At 65.3% G+C, this 22601-nt stretch carries 21 protein-coding genes; 6 read left to right on the forward strand and 15 right to left on the reverse strand.

The window, feature by feature from the left end:
* Positions 1 to 173: 173 nt before the first annotated feature.
* The 9 genes from madM to mdcA all read right to left on the reverse strand — a co-directional run bounded on the left by madM (position 174) and on the right by mdcA (position 7660).
* A complete protein-coding gene (gene madM / locus ABI582_RS06465) occupies positions 174 to 938 on the reverse strand; it encodes a malonate transporter subunit MadM (protein WP_016499447.1) in 765 nt (254 codons plus the stop codon).
* Positions 939 to 940: 2 nt separating this feature from the next.
* Entirely contained in the window at positions 941 to 1363 is a 423-nt protein-coding gene (gene madL / locus ABI582_RS06470; protein ID WP_016499446.1) for a malonate transporter subunit MadL, read from the reverse strand.
* A gap of 216 nt (positions 1364 to 1579) precedes the next feature.
* Positions 1580 to 2500 carry a malonate decarboxylase subunit epsilon gene (mdcH, locus tag ABI582_RS06475; protein ID WP_442118707.1) on the reverse strand — a complete coding sequence of 307 codons (921 nt, stop codon included), beginning with the start codon at positions 2498 to 2500 and terminating at the stop codon, positions 1580 to 1582.
* A complete protein-coding gene (locus ABI582_RS06480; RefSeq protein ID WP_442118708.1) occupies positions 2497 to 3111 on the reverse strand; it encodes a malonate decarboxylase holo-ACP synthase in 615 nt (204 codons plus the stop codon). Before ABI582_RS06480 ends, mdcH begins: the two co-directional genes overlap by 4 nt.
* A gap of 1 nt (position 3112) precedes the next feature.
* Entirely contained in the window at positions 3113 to 3904 is a 792-nt protein-coding gene (gene mdcE, locus ABI582_RS06485) for a biotin-independent malonate decarboxylase subunit gamma (protein ID WP_442118709.1), read from the reverse strand.
* Positions 3901 to 4749 carry a biotin-independent malonate decarboxylase subunit beta gene (locus ABI582_RS06490; protein ID WP_049275015.1) on the reverse strand — a complete coding sequence of 283 codons (849 nt, stop codon included), beginning with the start codon at positions 4747 to 4749 and terminating at the stop codon, positions 3901 to 3903. Before ABI582_RS06490 ends, mdcE begins: the two co-directional genes overlap by 4 nt.
* A complete protein-coding gene (locus tag ABI582_RS06495; protein WP_338744153.1) occupies positions 4742 to 5041 on the reverse strand; it encodes a malonate decarboxylase subunit delta in 300 nt (99 codons plus the stop codon). Before ABI582_RS06495 ends, ABI582_RS06490 begins: the two co-directional genes overlap by 8 nt.
* Before the next feature lies 1 nt (position 5042).
* Positions 5043 to 5999, reverse strand: coding sequence for a triphosphoribosyl-dephospho-CoA synthase (locus tag ABI582_RS06500; RefSeq protein WP_442118710.1), 957 nt, complete (start codon positions 5997 to 5999; stop codon positions 5043 to 5045).
* The gene (mdcA, locus tag ABI582_RS06505; RefSeq protein ID WP_442118711.1) at positions 5999 to 7660 is read right to left on the reverse strand and encodes a malonate decarboxylase subunit alpha; all 1662 of its coding nucleotides are present in this window, start codon (positions 7658 to 7660) and stop codon (positions 5999 to 6001) included. Before mdcA ends, ABI582_RS06500 begins: the two co-directional genes overlap by 1 nt.
* A gap of 255 nt (positions 7661 to 7915) precedes the next feature.
* On the opposite strand from mdcA, the gene ABI582_RS06510 reads away from it, so the two are divergent.
* Positions 7916 to 8986 (forward strand): enoyl-CoA hydratase/isomerase family protein, encoded by a 1071-nt coding sequence (locus ABI582_RS06510; RefSeq protein WP_442118712.1) that lies wholly within the window; start codon positions 7916 to 7918, stop codon positions 8984 to 8986.
* Between the two features lie 16 nt (positions 8987 to 9002).
* A complete protein-coding gene (locus ABI582_RS06515; protein ID WP_028613838.1) occupies positions 9003 to 10154 on the forward strand; it encodes an acyl-CoA dehydrogenase family protein in 1152 nt (383 codons plus the stop codon).
* 152 nt (positions 10155 to 10306) lie between these two features.
* Here ABI582_RS06515 and ABI582_RS06520 read toward each other — a convergent pair whose 3' ends face one another.
* Positions 10307 to 11239 carry a LysR family transcriptional regulator gene (locus tag ABI582_RS06520; protein WP_442118713.1) on the reverse strand — a complete coding sequence of 311 codons (933 nt, stop codon included), beginning with the start codon at positions 11237 to 11239 and terminating at the stop codon, positions 10307 to 10309.
* Positions 11240 to 11365: 126 nt separating this feature from the next.
* Between ABI582_RS06520 and ABI582_RS06525 the strand changes: the two genes are divergently transcribed.
* Entirely contained in the window at positions 11366 to 11626 is a 261-nt protein-coding gene (locus ABI582_RS06525) for a DUF2790 domain-containing protein (protein ID WP_016499435.1), read from the forward strand.
* 1 nt (position 11627) lies between these two features.
* On the opposite strand, the gene ABI582_RS06530 is transcribed toward ABI582_RS06525, so the two are convergent.
* Positions 11628 to 12320 (reverse strand): tRNA (adenine(22)-N(1))-methyltransferase, encoded by a 693-nt coding sequence (locus ABI582_RS06530; protein ID WP_442118714.1) that lies wholly within the window; start codon positions 12318 to 12320, stop codon positions 11628 to 11630.
* A 137-nt stretch (positions 12321 to 12457) separates the two neighbouring features.
* Between ABI582_RS06530 and ABI582_RS06535 the strand changes: the two genes are divergently transcribed.
* Positions 12458 to 12838 (forward strand): RidA family protein, encoded by a 381-nt coding sequence (locus tag ABI582_RS06535; protein ID WP_016499416.1) that lies wholly within the window; start codon positions 12458 to 12460, stop codon positions 12836 to 12838.
* Between the two features lie 251 nt (positions 12839 to 13089).
* A complete protein-coding gene (locus ABI582_RS06540) occupies positions 13090 to 15090 on the forward strand; it encodes a peptidase U32 family protein (RefSeq protein WP_132840502.1) in 2001 nt (666 codons plus the stop codon).
* A gap of 16 nt (positions 15091 to 15106) precedes the next feature.
* On the opposite strand, the gene ABI582_RS06545 is transcribed toward ABI582_RS06540, so the two are convergent.
* Positions 15107 to 16432, reverse strand: coding sequence for a sigma 54-interacting transcriptional regulator (locus tag ABI582_RS06545; protein WP_442118715.1), 1326 nt, complete (start codon positions 16430 to 16432; stop codon positions 15107 to 15109).
* 341 nt (positions 16433 to 16773) lie between these two features.
* Between ABI582_RS06545 and ABI582_RS06550 the strand changes: the two genes are divergently transcribed.
* Entirely contained in the window at positions 16774 to 17040 is a 267-nt protein-coding gene (locus ABI582_RS06550; RefSeq protein ID WP_016499413.1) for a hypothetical protein, read from the forward strand.
* Between the two features lie 106 nt (positions 17041 to 17146).
* Here the strand turns inward: ABI582_RS06550 and ABI582_RS06555 are convergent, their stop codons facing one another.
* The 3 genes from ABI582_RS06555 to cobN all read right to left on the reverse strand — a co-directional run bounded on the left by ABI582_RS06555 (position 17147) and on the right by cobN (position 22600).
* Positions 17147 to 17713: a vWA domain-containing protein gene (locus ABI582_RS06555; RefSeq protein ID WP_442118716.1), complete on the reverse strand. Its 567-nt coding sequence runs from the start codon at positions 17711 to 17713 to the stop codon at positions 17147 to 17149.
* A gap of 101 nt (positions 17714 to 17814) precedes the next feature.
* Complete coding sequence (locus ABI582_RS06560) at positions 17815 to 18837, reverse strand: ATP-binding protein (RefSeq protein ID WP_442118717.1); 1023 nt, start codon at positions 18835 to 18837, stop codon at positions 17815 to 17817.
* Position 18838: 1 nt separating this feature from the next.
* Entirely contained in the window at positions 18839 to 22600 is a 3762-nt protein-coding gene (gene cobN, locus ABI582_RS06565) for a cobaltochelatase subunit CobN (protein ID WP_442118718.1), read from the reverse strand.
* Between the last annotated feature and the right edge of the window lies 1 nt (position 22601).

Genomic DNA, 22601 nt, shown 5'->3' on the forward strand with positions numbered 1-22601 from the left:
TCCCTTGGCGTCCACCTTAATATCGCGCCGGATCAACAAGGCGGTCGCGCGCTCTGCTACAGGCATTACTGGCCCGAAACAAATGTAGGAGCAGCCTTGTGCTGCGAAGCGCCGCGCGGGCGGCGCTCGATCTCCCAGGCGCTAAAAATGCTGCGACAAACACCCGGTGGCCATCACCCAACCAACCCCCGCACACAGAAATACAGGATCGAGGGCCCCATCAAGCAGCCCAGGCCAGTGTGAAAAGTAGCTGTCAGCGCCCCATACGGCACCAGCCGCCGATCCGTCGCGGCTAGCCCGGCCGTCACCCCCGACACCGTCCCTGCCAACCCGCCGAACACCATTGCCGAGCGCGGGTTGTCCAGGGCCAGCAGGCGCGCAGAAACTGGGGTGAACACCATCACCAGGATCGCCTTGATCAGCCCGGTGGCAATCGACAGGGCCATCACGTCCGAACTCGCACCCAGCGCCGCCCCGGTCACCGGCCCGACGATATAGGTCACCGCCCCCGCGCCGATGGTGGTCATGCTCACCGCATCGCGGTAGCCGAAGGCATAGGCCACTGCCGCACCGACAATAAATGGCAGCACCGTGCCCAGCAACAGCGCCACCAAGCCAATCATCCCGGCCTTGCGCGCTTCGGTGGCCTGCACCTCGAAGGCCGTGGCCACAATGGCGAAGTCCCGCAGCATGGCCCCGCCCATCAGGCCGATACCGGAGAACAGCGCCATGTCGGCCAGGCCTTTCTGCCCACCCGTCACGGTGCCACCTACCCAGGCCAGCACCAGGCCGATGACGATGGCGATGGCCGAGCCGTGCACCCGGCCGAAGGTGAGGTACTTCGACATCACAACCGACAACCACATGATTGCGCCTACCACTGCAAAGGCAGTGATCAGGCCGTTGTGCTCCAGGGCATTTTCAATGATCGGCCACATGTTCAACGACCTCCTGCAGGGGCAACCTGCGCGCGGGCTTCGGGGGTGGGTTCAAGGGCAGGCAAAGGCTCGCCACGGTGGCTGCGGCTGATCAGGGCGATGGTCGCGCCGCACACCAGCACCGCGCCCACTGCCGCCAGCAGCGCCACCGGCCCGCCGTGCAGGGCGGTGACCACGTTCTGCTGGGCCGCCATGGCCACCACCACCGGGATATACATGGCCCCCCAGAAACCCACGCCAAACTCGCACTCCTTGCTCATGCCACCGTTGCGGTGCATGTACAGCCGCGCGCAGATCAGCAGGATCATGGCGATGCCGACCCCGCCCACATTGGATTTGACGCCCAGCAACACGCCCAGGAAGTCGCCGACAATAACGCCGGCAAGCGTGCAGACCGCCAGCAGTGCCACACCATAGATGATCATTGTTGTTGTCCTCAGGTAGTGTCTAAGTTGCTTGTTGTTGTTCTTCGTAAACACACACTTATGCGGCGTTCGCGGTCTTTGTGGGAGCGGCCTTGTGTCGCGATAGGGGTGCGCAGCGCCCCCAAGGATCTTCGCTTCACTTCAGAATTGCCGGGGCCGCTCTGCGGCCCTATCGCGACACAAGGCCGGTCCTACAGGAATTGCGTTAGCCTGCCATCATCGGTTCTGGGCCACCTCCTGGCGCAGCAGCGCATCCAGGGTGTCCCAACGGGTGCCCTCCACGGCCACCACCCTGCCCTGTTCAAACACTGCCCGGGCCAGCCCGCTGAGCACGCTGCCGGGTGGTATTTCCAGGTGCAGGCGCACGCCACGTTCAAAGGCGTTGCGCAACGTAGCGCGCCAGTCGACCACCCTTGCCATGTTGCCCGCCAGGTCGTCGCGCAGGCGCTGTGGGTCGAACACCGGGCGCGCGCTGCTGGCGCTGAGGTAGGTAATGCGTGGGCGCTGCAACTCGACCGTGGCGAAGGCGCTGGCCAGTTCCGCTGCCGGCCCAGCCAGCAACGGGCAATGCGACGGCACGCTGACTGCCAGCCGTCGGGCCACGCCCTGGCCTTGGCGGCGAGCCCTGGCGGCGACCGCAGCCATCGCCGTATCGCTACCGGCGATGACGATCTGGTTTTCACTGTTGAGGTTGGCGACATGCACCTCGCCCCCCACCTCGCTCAGCAAACACTCGACACTGGTCAGGTCCAGGCCGCTGAGTGCAGTCATGCCGTAGCCTTGCGGGTAGGCGCACTGCATCAGCTCGCCACGCAGGGCGATCAGGCGCAAGGCATCGGCAAACCCCAGGGCGCCCGCCGTAACCGCCGCTGGATAGGCGCCAATCGACAACCCCGCCACGTAATCCGGCGCTGGGCTGCGCTGCATCAGCCAGCGAGCCCAGGCCACACCGCTCAGCAGCAGGCACAGCTGAACCGCGCGAGTAGACTGCAGTGCCTCCCGGCTGTCCAGCGCCAGCGCAGCTTGGCCGAGGGTATCGCTGGCCTCCTCCAGCAGCTGCCCGGCGCCCTCAGGCAAGCGCTGTAGCATGCCCACCTGCTGGGCGCCCTGGCCGGGGAAGGCGAACAGGCTGCTCATGCGGCACGCTCCATCACGGCCCAAGGGTCGGAGACCAGGCGCGGGCCATGAGGCGACTTGAGCAGCACGCGGCGGGCAAAGCCCGCCCATTCACGCAAGGCAATGGCACCCGCCGGGGTTTCAAGCTGCACATCGATACGGCACGGCGCGCAGTCGAGGATATCCAGCAGCTCCCGCGCCTGAGCACGGGCCAGCGGTTGTGGTGTGCGCAGCAGCAGGTCCAGGTCACTGTCGGCATGTACCACTTCAATGCCGGTCGCTATCTGGTACCCCACCCCGCCCGTCGGCCCCCAGGCCAGGCCGCTGGCCTGCAATACCGGGGTGACCGAGGCCAGTGCCTGTAGTGCAGGCCATGGGCTTTGTACATGCACCCGCAGCGCTTCGGGGCCTTGCTGACGCTGGATATCGGCCAGGCGCATCAACCCACCCAAGCGCTGCGCCCGGCCCTGACCACGTACCCCAACCGCTACCCAGCCATCCTCACAGGAGGCACGGCGCACCACCACTGGCCGGCCGCTTGCCAGCACGTCCTGGGCCCACTGCGGCGCGTCTGCGGGCAAGCCCGCCACGGGCATCCCCCACAGCAGGTCGTGCGGCCTTGGCGCGTTCATCTCAAGCGCCCTGCCACTGGCGGCGCAGCTGTTCGCGTACCTGGCGCGAGGCACTGCGGTTTTCTCCCGCCAGCCGCGACGACAGGTCGGTGGAGCTACCAATATCGCGCACCGCTTCTGCCAGGCAGGCACGCACCTGGGCAATGTCGGCGGCGCTCGGTGCCACGGCGTTATCCACTGTCAGCCGGCGCCACAGCAGGCCCAGCGAGGCGTAGCTGGCCAGGTCGTAGGCCATGGGCGGCACTTCGGCGGCCAGGGCCTCAAGCTGCTCGACGCTGCGCAGGGTAATCCGCGCCGCAGCTGCCTTGCCCATGGCGTGCACCATGACCCCGGTGTCGTCCAGGGCGATCAGGCGCTGGGCCTGGTAGCCGTGGGCCAGGAAGGCGCCGGACATGGCTTTGCCAACCAGCAGACCGATCACCGGGTGCCCGGCCAACCGCGCCTCGGCGTAGGCCTGCACGGCACCGGCCAATGCCTGGTGAATACCCAACGCTTCCTCACGGCGGCCATAGGCCTGGCTGGGCACATCGATCACTGCGACAATGGCGCGCTTCTGGCCGTTGCGGTCAGCCTCCACCGCCTCGCTCACCGCCTTGGCCAGGCCCCAGCCTTCCAGCAGGCCGACCTCGCCCGAGCGGGCACGGGGGAATGGGTTGTCGGCATCGGGCACCACGGCGATGAAGCGCGCCAGGCGGTTGTCCAGTTCGCCGTCGATCACCCGCAGCGATGCGGGGTAACCTGGCAAGGCTGGCCCGCCGGCCAGGCCCGGCAGCCAGTTCAAGGCACGGTTCATTGGGCTTCTCCTTGGTAAAGGGCGCGCACGGCGGCGGCATCCAGTTGCGGGCAGTCATCGCCCAGCCGGGCCAGGCGGTCGAGGAACCAGGCGTGCTGGCTGGCGCGGTCTTTGGAGGGTGCGTCCAGCAGTTGCAGCAAGCGTTCGCGCAGCGCATCGATGTCATCGGCCACGTAGCCGTCCACCAACCCGCTGGCGTGGCGTTGTTCGCCACCGGTCAGGCTCCAGATGAAGGGGCGGTCCTTGGCGTCGTATTCGCCGATGCCGGCTTCCTGTTCGATCACCTGCGGGCCGTTCAGGCCCAGGCGCGCTTCGCGGGTAACCAGCAGGTGGCTGCACAGGCCCGCAGCAATGGACATGCCGCCAAAGCATCCCACCGAACCTGCGATCAGGCCGATCACCGGCTGCAAGGCCCGCAGCTCGACAATGGCCGCCTGGATTTCGGCAATCGCCGCCAGGCCCAGGTTGGCTTCCTGCAGGCGCACACCGCCGGTTTCCAGCAGCAACACGGCGCATGTGGGGATGCCATTGCGGTTATCTTCGATGGCCAGTTCCAGGGCACCGGCGATTTTGGCCCCACCCACCTCGCCCATGCTGCCCCCCTGGAAGCCGCCTTCGATGGCGGCGACCACGGCATGGCGCCCGTTCAGCCGGCCCTTGGCGATAACCACACCATCATCGGCCTGAGGCACGATGCCCTGGCGCGGCAGCCACGGCGACATCAGCCGGTCGAACGGGCCCAGCAACTCCCGGAAGCTACCTGGGTCTAGCACGGCGCGGGCGCGCTGGCGGGCGCCCAGTTCGACAAAGCTGCGGCTGCGCAGCAAGCGTTCGGTGTCAGTCATGGGCAATCTCCTCGAAGCCTTGCTCAAGGCGCAGGCGCACCACGCCCGGGGTGGCGCCGAAATCATGGATGTCTATGTTCACGGCCGGCCACACACGGCCTTCGAACAGGCGCTGGAACAGTTGCGCCCAACGGGCGCCGCTGCCGTTGACCGAAGTCACCACCTGGATATGCAGGCTGCCGGCGGTGCCGGGCTCCATCAGCACTTCGAGGTCGCCGGAGCTGACGCAGCCCACCAGCGTGCGGCCGCGGCCCGGTTCGGCGGCGGGGAATTGAAAATTCAGGGTTTCCATGTCACAGGCTCCCGGCTTTGTCGAGGAACAGGCAGGCGGCCAGCAAGTCGGCGGCGCCGCCCGGTGAGGCGTTCAGGTGCAGCAGTTGCCGGTCCAGCTGGCGCAGTTGGCGGCGCCCCGCCAGTGTGGCGCTGCCGCCTTCGGCAAGTACGGCGTGGGCACCTTGCTGCACGGCAGCCAGCCCGGCCGGGCCGCTGCGCCAGAGCACGCAGGTGTCGCTGAGCACGCTCATGATCGCCAGTAACGCGTCGAGCCGGGCGTGCTGCTCGCTGGCACCGGCGGCGCGGCTGCGCTGCAGCTGTGGCAGGCCGTGGCCGATGACGGCGGGGAAGCCTTGTTGTGCCTGTTCGCGGGCGCCGCCAGTGCCGTAGCGGTGGCGGACCTGCAAGCCGTGGCTGTGCTGGTGCGGCATGGCCGGATCGTCGAACAGCGCGATGCGCCCGGCGCGGGCGGCCAGGGTGCAGGCGTCTGCCTGGGTATCGAGGGCCGTGGACGCTACCAGCAGGCCCAGCGCCCAGATGGCGCCGCGGTGAGTGTTTACCCCGTGGGTGGTGGCAAGCATCGCGGCCTCGCCTTCGCGGCCGAGTTGGCCCAGTGTGGCGCGCAGGGGTTGGCCAATCTGGCCGCAGGACTGGGCGGCTTCGGCCATGTTGCGCAGGCACGGCCACAGGGCCAGGGCCGAGGCGTGCATCAGGGCCAGGGTCATGTCGGGGTGGGCGCCGTTGCTGCGGCGGTCGACAAGGCCGGGTTTGGGAGACAGATCGGCTTCGTCGATCAGGGCCTCTACTGCAAGGTCGGCCAGGTGCTCAGCCAGTGGGATTTCGGTTGCCTGGGCGGGCCTATTCGCGGGCTTGCCCGCTCCCACAGGGACTGCACAAGGTTCAAGGACGGCGGTAAGCCTGTGGGAGCGAGCATGCTCGCGAAGCTGCACATGCGGTTGCAAGTCGAGTGCTTTCATCACCAGCTCCTGAACCGTGCAGGCGGGTTGTAGAGGCCGCCGGACCACTCGACCAGGTCGGCAATGCTGCGTGCGGCCAGCAGCTCGCGGCTGGCGTCGGTGCGGCGGATGCCAAGGTCTTCGGGCAAGGCGATCAGGCCTTGCTGGCGCATGCGCTGGGTGTCTTTCGGGTCGTGGCGCAGGCCGATGGCGGTAACCCCGGCCACGGCGGCGATCATCTGCTGGCGTTCTTCCAGGCTGCGGGCCTTGTACAGGTAGGCAATGCCCTCCTCGGTCAGCAGGTGGGTGACGTCATCGCCGTAAATCATTACCGGCGCCAGCGGCATGCCGGCCTTCCTGGCCACTTCCACGGCATCGAGGGTTTCCACGAAGGTGGGCTTGCCGCCTTCCTGGTAGGTCTCGACCATTTGCACCACCAGCTTGCGCCCGCGCTCCAGCAGGGTTTCCGGCACGGTCATGTCGAGCCAGGCCGGGGTAGCGTGGCGCCGGCCACGCGGGTCGTGGCCCATGTTCGGCGCACCGCCAAAGCCGGCCAGGCGGCCGCGGGTCACGGTCGAGGAATGGCCATCGCCATCCACTTGCAAGGTGGCGCCGATAAACAGGTCGACGGCGTATTGCCCCGCCAGTTGGCACATCATGCGGTTGGAGCGCAGCGAGCCATCGCGGCCGGTGAAGAACACGTCGGGGCGCTGGGCGATATAGTCCTCCATGCCCAGCTCGGTGCCGAAGCAATGCACGCTTTGCACCCAGCCGGTCTCGATGGCCGGGATCAGGGTCGGGTGCGGGTTGAGCGTCCAGTTGCGGCAGATCTTGCCCTTCAGGCCCAACGACTCGCCGTAGGTGGGCAAGATCAGCTCGATGGCGGCGGTATTGAAGCCGATACCATGGTTCAGCGACTGCACCTGGTGTTTTTCGTAGATGCCGCGAATGGCCATCATCGCCATCAGCACATGCACCGGTTTGATGTGGCGAGGGTCCCGGGTGAACAGCGGCTCTATATAGAAAGGCTGGTCGGCGACCACCACGAAATCGACCCAGGACGCCGGGATATCGACCCGTGGCAGGTCATCCACGCGGTCCACCAGTTGGTTGACCTGGGCGATGACGATACCGTCGCTGAACGCGGCGGGCTCCACCAGTGCCGGGGTGTCCTCGGTGCTGGGGCCGGTGTACAGGTTACCGTCACGGTCAGCCATGAAGCCGGCCACCAGCGTGACGTTGGGGATCAGGTCGACCAGCAGCCGCGAGTACAGTTCGATATAGGTGTGGATGGCACCGACTTCGAGCAGGCCATCTTCCAGCAACTGGCTGATGCGCAGGCTCTGCGGGCCGGCGAAGGAGAAGTCGAGCTTGCGCGCGATGCCACGCTCGAACAGGTCCAGGTGCTCGGCGCGGCTGACGCTGGGCATGATCATGTGCAAGTCATGCAGGCGTTCGGGGTCGACCTTGGCCAGCGAGCGTGAAAGGAAGTCGGCCTGCTTCTGGTTGTTGCCCTCCAGCACCACCCGGTCGCCCGGGGCCAGCAGCAGTTCGAGGGCTTCGACGATACGCTCGGTGGGCAGCACCACGCCGTCGGCGAGGTGACGTACCCGATCAAGGCGGCGCTGCTTTTCGGCGCGCCGCCGCGACCATTGCGGCGGTGGATTCTGAGTTATTGTCATGGTGGCTCCACAGGTTCGCTGTCGTGGAGGTCACCTTAGGGCCGCGTTGCCTGGCGGATCAATCAAGCTGCCGGCGCTTTCATTACGGTCAGGTTAATGAATTGCCTAGTTGGATCAGTGGCCTAAAGCAAAAATGCACGATGCCCCTGCATAATTGTCGATTGTGCAAGGCAAATTCGCATGACAGGATCCTGCGATCCTCCAGCGAACTCCAGACTTCACTTGGAAAATCAATAACAAAGCAGGGAGAACGCAATGACTGCGCAAGCTAATACCTCGGCAACCGATCATGTACTGGCCGAGGTCCGCAATCAGGTTGGCCACCTGACCCTGAACCGCCCCGCCGGCCTCAACGCCCTGACCCTGGACATGGTCCGCAGCCTGCGCCAGCGCCTGGACCAGTGGGCCGACGACCCGCAAGTGCGCGCTGTGGTGCTGCGCGGCGAAGGCCCCAAGGGCTTTTGTGCCGGGGGCGATATCCGCTCGCTGCACGACAGTTTCAAAGCTGGCGACACGCTGCATGAAACCTTCTTCGTCGAGGAATACGCCCTAGACCTGGTCATCCACCGCTACCGCAAACCCGTGCTGGTGCTGATGGACGGCTTCACCCTTGGCGGCGGCATGGGCCTGGCCCAGGGTTGCGACCTGCGTGTGGTCACAGAGCGCAGCCGCCTGGGCATGCCCGAAGTCGGTATTGGCTACTTCCCCGATGTGGGCGGTAGCTACTTCCTGTCACGTATCCCCGGCGAACTGGGCATCTACCTGGGCGTCAGCGGCACCCAGATCCAGGCGGCCGACGCCTTGTACTGCGGCCTGGCCGACTGGTACCTGGCCAGTGAGCAACTCGCCGCCCTTGACCAGGGCCTGAACAAACTGAACTTTGGCGACAACCCGCTGAAGGACCTGCAGAACCTGCTGGCCACGCTCGGTACCCAGGCACTGGCAGATGCCCCACTGGAAAAACTGCGCCCGGTCATCGACCACTTCTTCGCCCTGCCCAACCTGCAAGCCATCGTCGAGCAATTGCGTGCGGTCAGTATCGGTGACAGCCATGCCTGGGCCGTGGCCGCCGCCGACCAGCTGGAAAGCCGCTCACCGCTGGCCATGGCGGTTACCCTGGAGATGTTGCGCCGCGGTCGCCACCTTGGGCTGGAAGACTGCTTTGCCATGGAGCTGCACCTGGACCGCCAGTGGTTCCGGCACGGCGACATCATAGAAGGCGTGCGCGCCCTGATCATCGACAAGGACAAACAGCCTCGCTGGAACCCGCCGACCCTGGCCGCGCTGCAACCGCAGCGGGTTGACCAATTCTTCGAAGGCCTGTGAGCCCGGGAGTACACAGATGCAAGACCTGGAACTGAGCGAAGAGCAGATCATGATCCGCGACATGGCCCGGGACTTTGCCCGTGGCGAGATCGCCCCGCACGCCCAGGCCTGGGAAAAGGCCGGCTGGATCGATGACGGCGTGGTGCGCAAGATGGGCGAACTCGGCCTGCTGGGCATGGTGGTGCCGGAGGACTTCGGCGGCAGCTACACCGACTACGTCGCCTACGCCCTGGCCGTGGAAGAGATCGCCGCTGGATGCGGCGCCACCGGGGCGATGATGAGCATTCACAACTCGGTAGGTTGCGGCCCGCTACTGGCCTACGGTACCGCCGAACAGCAGCAGCAATGGCTACCGCGCCTGGCCAGCGGCGAGGTCATCGGCTGCTTCTGCCTGACCGAGCCGCAGGCCGGCTCCGAGGCACACAACCTGCGCACCCGCGCCGAGCTGGTCAACGGCGAGTGGGTAATCAATGGTGCCAAACAATTCGTCAGCAACGCGCGCCGCGCCGGCCTGGCCATCGTATTCGCGGTGACCGACCCAGAGCTGGGCAAGAAGGGCCTCTCGGCGTTTCTGGTGCCCACCGACAACCCGGGCTTCAAGGTGGACCGCAGCGAACACAAGATGGGGATCCGCGCCTCCGACACCTGTGCGGTCACCTTCGACAATTGCCGCATCCCCGCTGCCAACATCCTTGGCGAGCGTGGCAAGGGCCTGGCCATCGCCCTGTCCAACCTTGAAGGCGGCCGTATCGGTATTGCCGCCCAGGCGTTGGGCATTGCCCGCGCAGCGTTCGAGGCGGCGCTGGTCTACTCGCGCGACAGGGTGCAGTTCGGCAAGCCGATCAACGAGCACCAGAGCATCGCCAACCTGCTGGCCGACATGCAGGTACAGGTAAACGCCGCACGTTTGCTGATCCTGCATGCCGCCCGCCTGCGCAGTGCCGGCAAGCCGTGCCTGTCGGAGGCCTCGCAGGCCAAATTATTCGCTTCGGAAATGGCCGAGCGGGTGTGCTCGATGGCGATCCAGGTGCATGGCGGGTATGGCTACCTGGAAGATTACCCGGTGGAGCGCTATTACCGCGATGCGCGGATTACCCAGATCTATGAAGGGTCGAGCGAAATCCAGCGCATGCTGATTGCACGCGAGCTGAAGCACTACCCCCTTTAAAGCGTCGTGCAATACCTGTAGGAGCGGCCTTGTGTCGCGAAAGGGCCGCAAAGCGGCCCCAGCAATTCTTGCATTGGCCCTGCAATCCGGGGGCTGCTATGCAGCCCTTTCGCGACACAAGGCCGCTCCTACAGGGGCCAGCGTTAACCCATCTATCGCCAGTACCGCGAATCATCCACCACCTGCGCATGCCCCTCGAACACCGCTGGCAACTGCTCCTTGAGGTAATCGATCCAGGTACGCACCTTGGCATCCAGGTAATGCCGCGACGGGTACATCGCATACAGCGCACTTTCGCGCAGCCGGTACGGCGCCAGCAGCCTGCACAAACGCCCTTGCTCGATCGACTGGCTGGCCGTATAGAACGGTAGCAGGCCGATGCCCATGCCCAATTCACTGGCCACCAGCATGGCGTCGGCAACGTTGGTGGAGAAGTTGTCACTGGGTGCGATCACGCACTGGTCCACCCCCTGGGGGAATACCCAGTCGCCTTCATACATGGGATACGCCATGCGCAGGCAGCGGTGCCCATGCAGGTCCTCGGGGCGCTCAGGCACGCCATGCCGCTCCAGATAGCTGGGCGCTGCGCAGGGGATACTGAAGATATTGCCAAGCGGGACGGCAATCAGCTGGGAGTCCGGCAGCGCACCGTCCACGGTGATCACCACGTCGTGCCCTTCGGCCAGCGGGTCAGGATTGCGCTGGGACAGCGTCAACTCGATCACCACTTCCGGGCACAGCGCGTTGTAGCCGGCCACCAGCGGCATCAGCAACAGGCCCAGGCCGTGCGGGCAATGCAAGCGCAGATGGCCGCGAGGCGTGAGGTGCGCACCGCGGGCTTCACCCACCGCTTCTTCGGTCAGCAGCATGATCTGCCGCGCCCGCTCCAGAAACCGCTCACCCGCCTCGCTCATGCGCAGGCGGCGAGTGGTGCGGTGTAGCAGGCGGGTCTGCAGCTGGTTCTCTAGCTCGGCAACGATGCGCGAAACCTGGGCCGCGGAAATATCCAACGCATTGGCGGCCGCAGCGAAGCTGCCACATTCCACCACACGGGCGAAGGTACGCATGGCATGCAGCATGTCCATGAGGGTGTGCTCCTTGTTCAGTCTTATTCTTGCGTTACAGGCAGGAATCTATCACGGACTGGCCCATTTATTGTGTATGACCAATGAATACATCATTAGTCATACATTCAAGAAAAGGAGCCTGTCATGAAACGTTCGATCGCTGTCCTTGCTGTTGCCGCCACCCTCGCCTCGTTCGGTGCCTTTGCCGATGCGGGCAGTACGCAGCCAACCAGTAGCAATTATGAATACGGCATGCCGCTGGACGTGGCCAAAGTGATCTCCATCACCCCGGCCAGCAACGCTGCCGACTGCCAGGTTGGCACTGCGCACATGGTGTACGTCGATCACCAGGGCCAGAAACGCGAAATAGACTACCGCGAAATGGGCAACTGCTCGCAGCAGTGAGTCAGGCCAGTACCTGGGTGATCCAGCCCACCTGCTGATTGAAATCGTCGATTTTCGCCTGAGGCACCGCATCGCGGGCCCGTTGGAAATTGGCCAGAGTCTGCTGCTTCTGGCGCAGCATGCGCCGCCACTTGACCAGAAATGCCTCGCTTTTCTCCTGCATCAACACCGGGCCGAAGTACAGCTGTTCAGCGCTATACACCACGCTGCCCGGCTCGGCGACGATGATTTCGTAGTCGAAGCGGTTTTCCCGCAGCAGCTCTTCGCTGACGATCTGGTACCCATTGCCCGCCAGCCATTGGCGCAGCTCGCGCTCACCGCCATTGGGCTGCAGTACCAAACGCGTGACGCCGCCAAGGCACTGCTTGCCGGCCTCGAGGATCTCGCACATGGTGTCGCCGCCCATTCCGCAGATGCTGACCACCGAGATGCGGTCTTGCGGCTCCACCGCTGCCAGGCCATCGGCCAAGCGCACGGTTAACCGGTCTTGCAGGCCGTTTCTGCGCACGTTGCGCTGGGCCGAGGCAAACGGCGTCTGCGCCACCTCGCCCGCCACCCCCGCCTCGATCACACCCCGCAGCATCAACGCTACAGGCAGATAACCATGGTCCGAGCCGATGTCGGCCAAGCGGGCGCCCTGCGGCACATGTGCAGCCACGCGCTCCAGGCGCCTGGACAAAGTCTGTTCGTTCAAAATGTGCCCCTGGCTTTGCAATGGGCCGCGATTCTGACGGCGAACGCCGCGCATTTCAAACACCTGGGCGCCCTCGACCGGGCCCGCCTGCTCGCGTAGGCTTGCCGCTTTCCTTCCGTAGCAAGGCAAAACACACCATGGCACATGCAGACATCATCTACACCCCGGACCCGGACGCCGAGTCGATTTCGTCCGACGTCGCCGAGTTCAACGGCGTGCTGGTCACCACCCAGATTCCGACCCACGCCGATGGCAGCCTGGAGCTGGGCGGCATCGTCGAGCAAAGCGAATGCACCCTGCAGGCGCTGAAAGTGGCGCTGGAAAAGGCCGGCAGCGGCATGGACCGCGTGCTGCACCTGACCATCTACCTGACCGACATGGCCGACCGCGCGGCGTTCAACGAGGTGTACCAGCGTTTCTTCAGCAAGCCATGGCCGGTACGTGCGGCGGTGGGTGTGGCTTCGCTGGCATTTGAAGGCATGCGCGTAGAAGTCACGGCGATGGCTGCCAAGCGCTGATCTTCGCGCAATACACGATCCCTGTAGGAGCGGCCTTGTGTCGCGAAAGGGGTGCGCAGCACCCCCAGATTCTCAGCTTCGCCGCAGATATCCCTGGGGCCGCTTTGCGGCCCATCGCGACACAAGGCCGCTCCTACAATAAGCGGGACCTGGCAGCCAGTCCCGCACCTCCCGGCACCCCGATGGTGCCGCCAGCCCGTTTCGCCGCTACAATGCCCGCCTAAACCGTGGCAGCCCGAAAATATAACGACATGTCCCTTCCAAAGAATCACCTGGAACTGCTCAGCCCTGCCCGTGACGTGGCCATCGCTCGCGAAGCGATCCTGCACGGCGCTGACGCCATCTACATCGGCGGCCCAAGCTTTGGCGCACGCCATAACGCCTGCAACGAGGTCAGCGAGATCGCCGAACTGGTCGAGTTCGCCCGCCGCTACCATGCGCGCGTGTTCACCACCATCAACACCATCCTCCACGACAACGAGCTGGAACCGGCACGCAAGCTGATCCATCAGCTGTACGATGCCGGTGTCGACGCGCTGATCGTGCAAGACCTGGGGGTGATGGAGCTGGACATCCCGCCGATCGAGCTGCACGCCAGCACCCAGACCGACATCCGCACCCTGGAACGGGCCAAGTTCCTCGACCAGGCCGGTTTCTCCCAGCTGGTACTGGCCCGTGAGCTGAACCTGCAGCAAATCCGCGCCATCGCCGCCGAAACCGACGCCGCCATCGAGTTCTTCATCCACGGTGCGCTGTGCGTGGCCTTCTCCGGCCAGTGCAACATCTCCCACGCGCAGACTGGCCGAAGCGCCAACCGTGGCGACTGTTCGCAAGCCTGCCGCCTGCCCTACACCCTGAAAGATGACCAGGGTCGCGTGGTAGCGTTCGAGAAGCACCTGCTGTCGATGAAGGACAACAACCAGACCGCCAACCTGGCCGACCTGGTCGATGCTGGCGTGCGCTCGTTCAAGATCGAGGGCCGCTACAAGGACATGGGCTATGTGAAGAACATCACCGCCCACTACCGCAAAGAGCTCGACGCCATCCTCGAAGGCCGCCCGGAATATGCCCGTGCGTCCAGCGGCCGCACCGAGCACTTCTTCTTGCCCGACCCGGACAAGACCTTCCACCGCGGCAGCACCGACTATTTCGTGACCGACCGCAAGGTCGACATCGGTGCCTTCGACTCGCCAACCTTCACCGGCCTGCCGGTGGGTGTGGTGGAAAAGGTCGGCAAGCGTGACATGCAGGTGGTGACCGAGGTGCCACTGACCAACGGCGACGGCCTGAATGTGCTGGTCAAACGTGAAGTGGTGGGTTTCCGCGCCAACATCGCCGAACCACGTGGCGAGTTCGAGGAAGACGGCCAGAAGCGCTACCGCTACCGCGTCGAGCCCAACGAAATGCCCGAAGGCCTGCACAAGCTGCGGCCCAACCACCCGCTGTCGCGCAACCTCGACCATAACTGGCAGCAGGCCCTGCAACGCACCTCTTCCGAGCGCCGGGTTGGTGTGGAATGGCATGCTGTGCTGCGTGAGCAGCGCTTGATGCTTACCCTCAGCAGTGAGGAAGGCGTCAGCGTGCAGGTGGCCCTGGACGGCCCGTTCGGCGAGGCCAACAAGCCGCAGCAGGCCCTGGACCAGTTGCATGACCTGCTCGGCCAGCTGGGTACCACGATGTACCACGCCAGCAGCATCGAGCTGGACGCGCCGCAGGCGTACTTCATCCCCAACTCGCAGCTCAAGGCCCTGCGCCGTGAAGCCATCGAGGCGCTGACCGAGGCGCGTATCAAGGCGCACCCGCGTGGCGGGCGCAAGGCCGAAACCACGCCGCCGCCGGTGTACCCCGAGTCGCACCTTTCCTTCCTGGCCAACGTGTACAACCAGAAGGCCCGCGACTTCTACCACCGCCACGGCGTGCAGCTGATAGACGCGGCCTACGAGGCCCATGAAGAACACGGTGAAGTGCCGGTGATGATCACCAAGCACTGCCTGCGCTTCTCCTTCAACCTGTGTCCCAAGCAGGCCAAGGGCGTGACCGGCGTGCGCACCAAGGTGGCACCGATGCAGCTGATTCAGGGTGATGAAGTGCTGACCCTTAAGTTCGACTGCAAACCGTGCGAAATGCATGTGGTCGGCAAGATGAAAAGCCACATCATCGACCTGCCAACCCCAGGCAGCGCGGTGGCCCAGGTGGTGGGACACATCAGCCCGGAAGACCTGCTGAAGACCATCGTGCGCGCGCCACACTGACCCTCGGACAGATCAGTCAGCGTATCTGATGCTTGTGCAGCAAGCGGTAGAAGGTGGGCCGGGAGATCCCCAGCACCTTCGCCGCTACGCTCATGTTATCGCTGTGCCGGTTAAGCACATCGCACAAGGCCTGGCGCTCGGCGCGCTGCTTGTATTCCTCTAGCGTGCCCAGCGGCGGCTGCCCTTGATCCAACGTCTGCAGGCCCAGGTCCTGCGCCTCGATCTGCCGGCCTTCGGCCAGTACCAGGCCGCGGCGCACCCGGTTGGCCAGCTCGCGTACATTCCCCGGCCAGTCATGCCGGCCCATGGCCGCCAGGGCATGGTCGCTGAACGAGCGCGGCCGGCGACCGGTTTCCAGGCTGTAGAAATGGGCAAAATGGCTGGCCAGCATCGACAAGTCACCATGTCGGTCGCGCAGTGGCGCGGTCACCACCTGCAACACGTTCAAGCGGTAATACAGGTCTTCACGGAAACGCCCCTGCTCGATGGCTCTTTCCAGGTCCACGTGGGTGGCGGCCAAAACCCGCGCATCCACCGGAATCGGCTGGCTGCCGCCCACCCGCTCGATGTGCTTTTCTTGTAGAAAACGCAGCAGATTGGCCTGCAATTCCAGCGGCAAGTCACCAATTTCATCCAGGAACAACGTGCCACCATGGGCGGCTTCAATGCGCCCGGTCTTGCGCTGATGGGCACCGGTGAAAGCGCCCTTCTCATGGCCGAACAGTTCGGACTGGATCAAGTGCTCGGGGATTGCCCCGCAGTTGATGGCGACGAACGGCTGGTCGCTGCGTTGCGACTGCCGATGCAGGGTGCGGGCCACCAGCTCCTTGCCCGTGCCGCTTTCACCACGGATCAGCACCGGCGACTCGGTGGGCGCCAACTTGCCCAGCAACTTGCGCAACTCGCGGATCGGCCGGCTTTCGCCGAGCAGTTCGTGGGTCGCTTCATCCACCTTGGCGGCCCCTTTGCCACGCAGGCGAGCCATGCCGAACGCCCGGCCAAGGGTGACCTGCACGCGGGAGACATCGAATGGCAGGGTGTGGAAGTCGAAGAACCATTCGCAGACAAAATCGCCGACGGCCGGCATGCGCAACTGTTCGGCGCTTAATACCGCGATCCATTCGGTGTTACTGCGCTTGATCATGTCCTTGACCGCGTCCGGGTGCCTGAGGTGCGAAGCCTGCAAGCGCAACAAGCCGACATCACAAGGGTGATCGAGCGCGGCACCGAGCACGCAGCTGTCCACATCCCAGCCTGCGCTACTCAGGCCTGGCAACAATTGGTGGCAGTCGTCGCAGGGGTCGACGATGAGCAAACGACGTTGGGCGGCAGGCTGCAGCATGACCGTTCCTTGGCGCCAGTTTTTGGTTTTGTGAAGTAAAACAGCAAGTTGTGGCGCCCGTTTAACAGTAGCAACGAAGTTGACGGTGCCCACTACCGTCTGTCTGCTGACGCATTTTTTTACAAAGTGCCACGGGAATTTTCGCACTTTATCGACATCACATGGCGGCGCAGGGAAGAACGGATTCAAGCCTGACAAAAAATTTTACACCTAATGTGTGACTTGCCGACGGACAACGAGCATCAGTACACATAACCCCGCGCTGCACTTCGCGACCATTGAGGCGACTTTAAAGCAACGCGGAATCACTTCGATGTTTGGGACCATAGAGAGACCGAACCATGAATGCCCCGCTCCGTGTCAACGAAGCACTGCTGATTGCCGACCACGCCTTCGAACCTTTCCAGTGCGTAGCCTGGGATGCACCCAACGGTACTGGTGAGCTGAGCCTGGCAGTGATCGACCGGACCAACACCCGCATCGGCAGCAAGCGAGTGTCTTCGAGCACCTACTCCGACCCTGCCCAGTGGGCCAGCCTGATCGAAGAAGTGCGCGCCGAACTGTGCGAAAAAGGTTACGACCTGCAACCGTGGTCGATGCCAAAGTAATATCGCCTTGCAAACCAAGTGCGTGCAATGCCACGCACTTGTTCAAATGCAAAGTTGCTGTTCTGGCAACTTCCACTATAGCGACACAGTGTCGCATCCACGCTGTTCAGTCCACCGCTTTGAACTGCTGCAAGTGCTGGTAATCGGCCTTCAGTTGTTCGGCCAGGCGTTGCGCGCGCCCAATACGCACCGGCGCCAACTCCATATCCACCACCAATGTTGTACAGGGCATGGGTTGTAAGGCGTTCCAGTGCTGAAGGCGACCATCGGTAAACACCAGGCAGCGTACCGCTTCATCCGGATGGGCGCGCTGGCGCGCCTGTAGCCAATTCCGCGCCTGTTCCAGTGCCGCGATCAGCGGCGTACCGCCACCGGCGCCCAACGCCTGCAGCCACGGCTGCAAGGCCGCCGAAGCCTTCAGGCCATGGCGCTGCCACTGCGGTGTGCGCCCGCTGGCGGTCAGCAAGGCCAGGCGGGCGCGCTGGCGGTAGGCCTGGTCGAACAGTGCCGCCAGCAGCCCTTTGGTTTGGGTCAGCGCCTGATGGCGCCGGGTCGAAGCCGACGCATCGACGATCACCAGCCACAACTCTGCCGGTTGGGCCTGGCGTTGTTGCCAGCACAGGTCCTGGCGTAGCCGTGGCCGCCCTTTTAGCAAGGTCGGCAGCCAGGCCACGCGGCCGCTTGCCGCACTGCGCGCGCGACCACGGCTGGCACCGATCTGCTTGCCTGCGCCCGCTTTGGCATCCGCCCCTTTTGCAGGTGACTGGGGGATGCTCAGGGCTTTTTTGCCCAGTTCGGTACCTCGCGGCGTGCGCCGCTGGCCACGGGTTGCGCCGGCAATGCCCCCCAGTCGCCCTGCCCGCCCTGTTCACCCGCGTTGCCTGCGCTTTGCTGGCCGGGCTGCTGGTCAGGCGGCTGCGGCGCCGACGGCGGGTTGGCCTGGGGCGCAACGCGGCGGCGATGGCGCAAGGCGAACTCGGCCACCGCTTCGACATCCACTTCTTCGATGGCCGCACCGCCACGCCAGGCGCAGTGGGCGCGTGCCGCACGCAACCACACCAGGTCGGCGCGCAACCCGTCGACGCCGGCGGCGTAGCAACGCTCGGTAATCCAGGCCAGCGCCTGGTCATCCAGGGCAATACCGGCCAGGGCATGCCGCGCTGCCTGGCAGCGCTCGCGCAACTGCGCCTGGGCCGCAGCCCATTGCGTGCAGAAAGCCTGCGGGTCACTGTCGAAGGCCAGGCGCCGGCGAATGATCTGCTGACGGGCCTCAGGCTCAGGCAGCCCCTCAAGGGCCACGTTCAGGCCAAAACGGTCGAGCAACTGCGGGCGCAGCTCGCCCTCTTCCGGGTTCATGGTGCCAATCAGCACGAAGCGGGCGCTGTGCCGGTGCGAGATGCCGTCGCGCTCGATGCGGTTGGTGCCACTGGCAGCCACGTCGAGCAACAGGTCGACAAGCGTGTCGGGCAGCAGGTTGACCTCATCGACATACAGTACGCCACCGTCAGCCTGGGCCAGCACGCCCGGAGAAAACTGCGCCTTGCCCTGACCCAGCGCGGCATCCAGGTCGAGGGTGCCGACCAGCCGTTCTTCACTGGCGCCCAGTGGCAGGGTGACAAACGGGCCTTCGCCAAGCAGGTCCGCCAGGCCACGGGCCAGGGTGCTCTTGGCCATGCCACGCGGCCCTTCGATCAGCACGCCGCCGATTTTCGGGTCGATGGCGGTCAGGCACAGTGCCAGCTTCAGGTCGTCGGCACCGACCACAGCGGCCAGCGGAAATTGCACGGGTTCACTCATTTCAAGCCTGTTCCTCGCCGTCGAGCAGTTGTTCCTCAAGGGCTTCGCGGTAGTCGCCCGGTGCCTGCCACAGCCCGCGCTGCTGGGCCTCCAGCAGGCGCTCGGTAAGGTCACGCAGGGCCTCGGGGTTGTGCTCGCGCATGAAATCGCGGGTAGCCGGGTCGAGCACGTAGGCATCGGCCAGCCCCTGGTAATGATGGTCGTCGATCAGGTGCGTGGTGGCATCGAAGGCGAACAGGTTGTCGACCGTCGCCGCCATCTCGAAGGCGCCCTTGTAGCCGTGGCGCTTGACCCCGTCGATCCACTTGGGGTTGAGCGCGCGGGCGCGGATCACCCGGTTCAGCTCTTCCTTGAGGGTACGGATGCGGGGTCGGTCTGCCTGGCTGTGGTCGCCGTGGTAGCTGGCCACCGGCGCCCCGGACAAGGTTTCTGACGCCGCCAGCATGCCACCCTGGAACTGGTAGTAATCGTTCGAATCGAGCAGGTCGTGTTCGTGGTTGTCCTGGTTCTGCAGCACCGCCTGCACCTTGGCCAGGCGCTGCGCGAACTGGGCGCGGGCCGGGGTGCCGTCGTCGCTGGCGCCGTAGGCGTAGCCGCCGTGGTTGAGGTAGACCTCGGCCAGATCGTCGCGGCTGTGCCACAGGCGCCCGTCGATAGCGTTCTGCACCCCGGCGCCATACGCACCGGGTTTGGCGCCGAACACCCGCCAGCCTGCCTGGCGCGCGGCCTGCTCGGCGTCTACGCCTTGCGCTTGCAGCGTGGCACGCTCGCTGCGTACACGGGCGGCCAAAGGGTTGAGATCGTCGGGCTCGTCCAGCGCGGCCACCGCCTGCACGGCCGCATCGAACAGGCGGATTAGGTTGCCGAAGGCATCGCGGAAAAAGCCCGAAACGCGCAAGGTCACATCCACCCGCGGGCGGTCTAGCAGGCTCAGCGGCAGTATTTCAAAGTCGTCAACGCGCTGGCTGCCGGTTGCCCACACCGGCCGCACGCCCATCAGCGCCATGGCCTGGGCGATGTCGTCGCCGCCAGTACGCATGGTCGCCGTGCCCCACACCGACAAGCCAAGCTGGCGCAGGTGGTCGCCATGGTCCTGCAGGTGGCGCTCGAGGATCAGGCTGGCCGAGGCGAAGCCCAGGCGCCAAGCCGTGGTGGTGGGCAGGTTGCGCACGTCCACGGTATAGAAGTTGCGGCCGGTGGGCAGCACGTCGAGGCGGCCACGGCTGGGCGCACCGCTGGGGCCGGCAGGCACGAATCGCCCGGCCAGCGCCGCCAGCAGGCCATTCATTTCAGCAGCCCCGCAGGCATCCAGGCTGGGCGCCACCGCTTCGCGCAAGGCCTGCACCACGTCACGCACCGGCTGCCATTCGCTCGATTCAGGCAGCTGCAGGGTGCCGCCCAGCGCTTGCTCGATCACCTGCTGCGCCAATAGCTCCAGGCGCTCGCGGGTATCCCCGCAGGTGCGCCAGGGTTCAATGCTGATGGCCTGCAGCTGCACGGGGCGTGCGCCCTGCCAGGGCAGCCCAAGCTCGCAATCGAGCGGATCAAAGCCCGGCACCAGTGCCTTGGCCAAGGCCCGCAGCAGGCTGGCATTACCGCCACGACCGTCGCCACGCTCGACCCGCAACAGCGCCAGCAGCGTGTCCAGGCGCAGCCGCCCTTCTGGCGATTGGCCAAACACGTGCAGGCCATCGCGAATCTGCGATTCCTTCAGGTCGCACAGGTAGGTGTCCAGGCGCGGCAGCCAGACGGCGGCATCGTCCAGCTGCCCTTCCAGTTGCAGCTCACGGTCGATGTGGTTGGCCTTGACCAGCTCGAGGATGTCGCGCTGCAACTCGCGGGCACGCCGCGGGTCGAGTAGCTGCGCTTCGTAGAACTCGTCGGCCAGTTGCTCCAGGTGGCGCAACGGGCCGTAGGTTTCGGCACGGGTCAGCGGCGGCATCAGGTGGTCGATGATAACCGCCTGGGTGCGGCGCTTGGCCTGGGCACCCTCGCCCGGGTCGTTGACAATGAACGGGTAGATGTTCGGCAGCGGGCCAAGCAACGCGTCCGGCCAGCACTGCGCCGACAAGCCGACGCCCTTGCCGGGCAGCCATTCGAGGTTGCCGTGCTTGCCGACATGGATCACCGCATCGGCCGCGAATGCGTGGCGCAGCCAGAAGTGAAACGCCAGGTAGCCGTGCGGCGGCACCAGGTCGGGGTCGTGATACACCGCGCTGGGGTCTACCTGGTAGCCCCGGGCTGGCTGGATGCCGACGAAGGTCAGGCCAAAGCGCAAGCCGGCCACCATCAGCCGGCCGCTGCGGTACATAGGGTCCTGCTCGGGCGGCCCCCAGCGCTCCAGCACTGCCTGGCGATTGGCCTCGGGCAAGCGCTCGAAGGCGGCCTGGTAGTCGGCCAGGCTCAGGCTCTGGGCGCAAGGGCGCTGGTCGAGGTGGTCAAGGTCGTTGGTCACGCCGCCGAGCAGTTGGTGAATCAATTGCGTGCCGCTGCCCGGCAAATCGGCCAGCGGATAGCCTTCGGTCTGCAGCGCCTTGAGAACGTTCAATGCGGCAGCGGGCGTGTCCAGGCCGACGCCGTTGCCAATGCGGCCATCGCGGGTTGGGTAGTTGGCCAGCACCAGGGCCACGCGTTTCTGGGCGTTGGGCAGGCGCGCCAGTTCGACCCAGCGGCGGGCCAGCTCGGCGACAAAGTCCATGCGCTCGGGGTGGGCGCGGTAGCACACCACGTCGGACTGGCTGCGCTCGCTGCGCCAGGCCATGTCCTTGAAACTGACCGGGCGGGTAATAATGCGCCCGTCCAGTTCGGGCAAGGCGATGTGCATGGCCAGGTCGCGCGCACCCAGCCCCTGTTCGCTGGCCTCCCAGCCGGGCTGGTTGTCCTGCGCGCAGATGGCCTGCAGCACCGGAATGTCACGGCGGAACGGACGCAGGTTAGGCCGTTCGGGACTGGACAGGGCAAACCCGGTGGTATTGATCAGCACTTCGGCACCGACCTCGTCCAGCCAGGCTTCGACCTGCTCCAGGCAGGCGCTTTCCTTGAGGCTGGCCACGGCGATCGGCAACGGGTTCAGGCCAGCGGCCTGCAGGCGCTGGCAGAACACGTCGATGAACGCGGTGTTGGCCGCCTGCAAGTGGGAGCGGTAGAACAGCAGCGGCGCGACCGGGTAATCCGGGTGCCAGTGCGGGTACCAGTCGTCCAGTGCCACACTGCCCTTGGCCGGGTGATACACAGCGGTGCGCGGCAAGGGTTGCGGCTCGTCCCAGGCATAATCGCGGCCCAGCCACTGGTTGGCCAGGCAGTTGTACAGGTTGATGGCATTGGCCTTGCCGCCTTGGCGCAAGTAGTGCCAGAGGCGCTCGGCCTGGTCGCCCGTGACGGTGCCCAGGCGGGTCAGTTCCGGGTCCAGGCGGTCATCGCCCGGCACCAGAATCAGCTGCACGCCACGGGCGGCCAGCTCGACCAGTTGCTCGACACCATAGCGCCAGTAGCCGACGCCGCCGTGCAGCGACACAAGGATGACCTTGGCATGGCGCAGCACCTGGTCGACATACAGGTCGACCGAAGCGTGGTTCTGCACCTGCATCGGGTTGGCCAGGCGCAGGCTGGGGAAGCCTTCAGGCAATTGCTCGGCGGTATCGGCGAGCAACGCCAGGTGCGAATCGCCGCTGCAGAGAATCACCAGCTCGGCGGGTGTCTGGCCGAGGTCGGCAATACTGTCATCCGGCACGAAGCCGCCGGGCTGGGTCCGCAGCAGGTGCACG

The organism is Pseudomonas sp. SAS7, from assembly GCF_052112345.1.
Taxonomy (GTDB): domain Bacteria; phylum Pseudomonadota; class Gammaproteobacteria; order Pseudomonadales; family Pseudomonadaceae; genus Aquipseudomonas; species Aquipseudomonas putida_Q.